The organism is Alcanivorax sp. 24 (assembly GCF_004360225.1).
GTDB classification, from domain to species: Bacteria; Pseudomonadota; Gammaproteobacteria; order Pseudomonadales; family Alcanivoracaceae; genus Alloalcanivorax; species Alloalcanivorax xiamenensis.
Map to the genome: position 1 here is coordinate 1 of NZ_SNUA01000084.1, position 460 is coordinate 460.

The following is a 460-nucleotide window of genomic DNA, read 5'->3' on the forward strand; positions in this document are numbered from 1 at the left end:
GGGGAGATTTAGTTGCATTCAAATTTAACAAGGAAGATAAAAATTTTGATAAAGGGTTGAACTTCATAAAAATTGCAGCTGGTGTTCCTGGCGATGAAATCAAGTTCTCGCCAAATGAAATGTTTGTAAATCGAGTTGAATCCAAAATTGCTGGAATGACGCATGCCATTAATTTCTTACAGTTAAACCCAAAAGAGTATGAGCGACAAATTACCTTGAATGAAAATGAATTCTGTATGGTTGGTGAGACTATTTATAGCTATGACAGCAGGTTTTGGGGGCCAATAAATGAAGAGGATATTTTGGGGAAAGCATATGCAATTTTTTAAGTCGATAGTTTTGCTTTGTGCGTTTTCAGTTTCGGTAAGTGCCAATCAAAAAAACGAATATGATGTTTCTAGTTTTCAAGACGCTGCGAATAAGGCTGTCGAGAAAGCCAAAGAAAATGGGTGGTTAAAAG

Annotated in this window: 1 protein-coding gene; it reads left to right on the forward strand. The window is 36.1% G+C overall.

The window, feature by feature from the left end:
* Positions 1 to 329, forward strand: a 329-nt coding sequence (locus tag E0L37_RS21365; RefSeq protein ID WP_205655685.1) for a S26 family signal peptidase, incomplete at its 5' end; no start/stop codon positions are given.
* Positions 330 to 460: the final 131 nt, after the last annotated feature.